The following is a 3,284-nucleotide window of genomic DNA, read 5'->3' as shown; positions in this document are numbered from 1 at the left end:
TGAACGAGATTCAGTCGCCCTCCGGCACCCGCTTCATCGAAGAGCCCCTCACCCCGCGCGTAAGCTTCACCAATGAGAGCCTGTTTTCCCAGCAGAATATCGGGCTTACCTTCACCGTGCTTCTCGGAGATGAGGTGGTTTACACCGATGAGCTCACCATATCCCAAATCGGCTCCGGTGTTACTTCTGTGGTCACCTTCGAAAGCTTTGAGCTTTTCGTGCCCGGAACCTACACCGCGGTTGCTGAGGTGAATTTTGAAGACGACAGCGATCCGTCAGACAACCTCATTGAGATCATTTTTGAGGTTGTTGACCCGAATGAGGCTACTGCTTTCCGCATCGATGGCGTCATTAATGAGCCGCAGTATATCCTCATGGCCGAGAAGGAAAACGACAATGCAGGCTTCGGCCCGGGCAAAGATGTCCGCTCGATCTGGTACTTTGCCGACTCCGATTCGCTCTACATCGCAATCGAGTCTCAGGTTGTGCTCGATGGTGCCGATGGTATCGGCCTGTTCCTGGATTTCGAGGAAGTTCAGGGCCTGCCTGCCGGAACAGCACTCGGCGGCGCTACCGGAGCCATTTCCTTCCTGAACGCAGGAGATGCTACCAACCACAACTTCAAAATGGATTTTGAGGTTGATTACGGCTTTGCCTGGATCGGGGCACAAAACCGCGTGCTGATGTCCGTTGCGGATTACACCGGCGATGAGAAAGAAGGCATTTTAGTGCTTCCCGCCTCGTCAAGTCCGGCCGGAAACGGCACAACCGGCGTCGGACCTGCAGAAGACGGCCTGTTCCCGGCCGGCAGTTTCCGCTATGCCATGCTCAACGACGGCAGCGATCGGCACGGGGTTGAAATTGCACTCTCCCTTTCGGATTTGGGTGTAAGCGGCGGACGCTTCCGCGCCTTTGCCTTCATCATTTCGGGTACGGGCTACTTCTCGAATGTGCTGCTGCCCGGCGATGCCAACGGCACGGCAGATCCCTTCCAGAACTTCGGGTTTAATGTCGATTTCGGAACCGTTGCCGGCGGACCTTTCCACACGCCCTGGTTCTCCATCAGCGACCCGACCAATATCGACCCCGCACCCCGCTCGGAGCTTCCGGTGCAGGTTGAGCTGAGCCAAAACTACCCGAATCCCTTCAACCCGACCACCAACATCCGTTACGCCGTACCGGAAACTGGTCAGGTAACGCTGGAAGTGTTCAACCTGCTGGGTCAGCGGGTCGCGCTGCTGGTCGATGAAGTGATGCAGCCCGGCACCTACACCCTCAGCTTCGACGCCTCCCGCATGGCAAGCGGCGTGTACCTGTACCGCCTGCAAACCAACGGACAGGTGCTCACCCGCAAAATGACGCTCATTAAATAAAAAAACCGCAGCAAATGCTGCACCCATAGTGCTGTGAGACAGATACACAAAACCCCGTTCGGTGCAAACCGGCGGGGTTTTGTGTTTTTTTTTGGGGGGGGATGGTACGCGGATTGGGCGGACCGCACCGGATTTTTACGGATTTGTCATAAAGCCTGATCACTCACACTCAAACACTGTTTTCAGGAAAGGGGCTAGCTCGACCCAGAGCAGTTCGGCTATCAGCCGTGCGCCATCGGGGTTGGGGTGCGTATCACCGGGGATGGTTGCCGGTTCGTAATCCCCGCCAAGCGTTTCATAAAGTGCGGGGCTGATGTCGAACCAGGGTACATCGAGTTCTTCGAGAAGCTGCGGGAGTGCTGAAAAGACAGCTTCATTACCGGCACTAAGGTGCGGATATGCCAGCCAGCCCGTCGAGCCGGCCCACAGCGGCACCCCTGATTGATCTGCAAGCTCCAGGCTCCGAAGGTACAGCGCCTCGCTCAGCCGGATGTTGTAATCCACCCAATCCTCCATCTGTTCAAAAAAGGGCGGCGGCATAAAATCCGGATTTCCGCTTTTCACGATGTCCTCAAAGAAGAGGCTGCGCCACATCAGGGTGTGTATCATGGTGAAGCTTCGAAAGTTTTCCCGAAGCCAGCGCCAGCTGCCGGAGCGGTCAAGGCGCTGCTTAAGCGGTCTCTCGATCCACCGCAGGGACGGCAGCAGCTGACCGCCCTGCAGCACGTAGTGGTTCGACCAGAAACTCCGCTCCATATCATCATAATTGTGCATAAAAAAGAGGGCATCCACCGGCAGGTCATCCCCAAATACCTCAAGCCAGGCCGGCCAGTTTGAAAGTCCGGTGCCGCCCACGCCGGCATTTATGAACCGTACATTAGCCCTGGCAAGACAGCTTTCACTTTCCGCAAAGGTGTTCAGATGGTGCACGAAGGTCGCCTCTTCCTGTAAGAGCAGGCCGAAAGTAAAGGAATCTCCGAAAATCCAGATGTTGAAGTCCTCCGGATCGGGGGCTGCGCCGCGGGTGCGAAGCTCCGAAAGCTCGTAGCGCACCCGGATGTCGCGGTGTGTGTGCAAAGGGCTCAGGTTCTGTAGGTTGGTCGAAGCACCCCGCTCATGAAATGCGAGCCACGTGCTTTGCACCGGCGCGCGGTCGAGGATCCGCAGACCGGCTTCCAGCACAATGAAGCCGCAAAGCGCCGAAACAAAAACGATAATCAGCAGAAAGCCCGCTTTTTTCATGTGAGACAAATGTGATTTGAGGTAGTATTAAATCGGCAGGGTCAGCAAACCTGAAGTCCGGATAGCGCCGGGGCTCCCGCAGCCATCCGCTAAAAACCCGAACTGCATTCTTGCCCAAAACTTAGCTATTTTCAGGGAGTGATGAAGCCCTGAATTTCAAAAAACGAACCTCCAAATGGATAGTGCCAAAGTCCGTGACCTGATTAACCGTGCGGAAGACAGCCGAGTGCGATTTACCTGCGGCGGATGGATGGTACGCAGATCGGGCAGATCAGGCCCGATTTTCGCGGATTTAATTTGCACAACAATCCATCCTAAGCCGCATCAAAACACCCGTCGTGCAAACCTGCCTTCGTGCTCTTTGCGTGAGCCTTCGCGCCCGTCGCGGTTTAATAAAGCTGCGAAAGGTGTCGCATTTCAACCCCGGATGAATGATTCCCCCGTGGCTCAGAGTTACCGTGCTGTAACCGCCATCCCCGAATCCGAATCCGTAACGCTTGTGAGCAGCAGCGAAACCCTTCCCGCATTTTCCTCCTCCGGACGCCTTCACAATCAGCTTTGGTTTGTACATGCCGATCAGCTGAATCAGGCGAAGATCCCGTCATCCTTCACCCCCGAAAACACCAGCCTTGTGTTTTGCGAGTCGGCGGCGGAGGTCTCGAAGCTTCC

At 55.9% G+C, this 3,284-nt stretch carries 3 protein-coding genes; 2 read left to right on the top strand and 1 reads right to left on the bottom strand.

Features of this window, described 5'->3' with window-relative positions; genetic code table 11:
* Positions 1-1,373 (top strand): T9SS type A sorting domain-containing protein (locus LAT75_RS15445; RefSeq protein ID WP_291483721.1); only part of this gene is annotated, 1,373 nt, incomplete at its 5' end.
* 159 nt (positions 1,374-1,532) lie between these two features.
* On the opposite strand, the gene LAT75_RS15440 is transcribed toward LAT75_RS15445, so the two are convergent.
* Positions 1,533-2,615, bottom strand: coding sequence for a hypothetical protein (locus tag LAT75_RS15440; protein ID WP_291483719.1), 1,083 nt, complete (start codon positions 2,613-2,615; stop codon positions 1,533-1,535).
* A gap of 427 nt (positions 2,616-3,042) precedes the next feature.
* Between LAT75_RS15440 and LAT75_RS15435 the strand changes: the two genes are divergently transcribed.
* Positions 3,043-3,284, top strand: a 242-nt coding sequence (locus LAT75_RS15435) for a hypothetical protein (protein ID WP_291483717.1), incomplete at its 3' end; no start/stop codon positions are given.

This window comes from Cyclonatronum sp. (genome assembly GCF_022565315.1).
Lineage (GTDB): Bacteria > Bacteroidota > Rhodothermia > Balneolales > Cyclonatronaceae > Cyclonatronum.
Note: the sequence above shows the minus strand (reverse complement) of the source record. Positions and strands in the feature narration are given on the sequence as shown.

Bases quoted from the DNA above. Each gene is read 5' to 3' on its own strand.
- LAT75_RS15440 (WP_291483719.1), bottom strand. From the start codon at position 2,615: ATGAAAAAAGCGGGCTTTCTGCTGATTATCGTTTTTGTTTCGGCGCTT.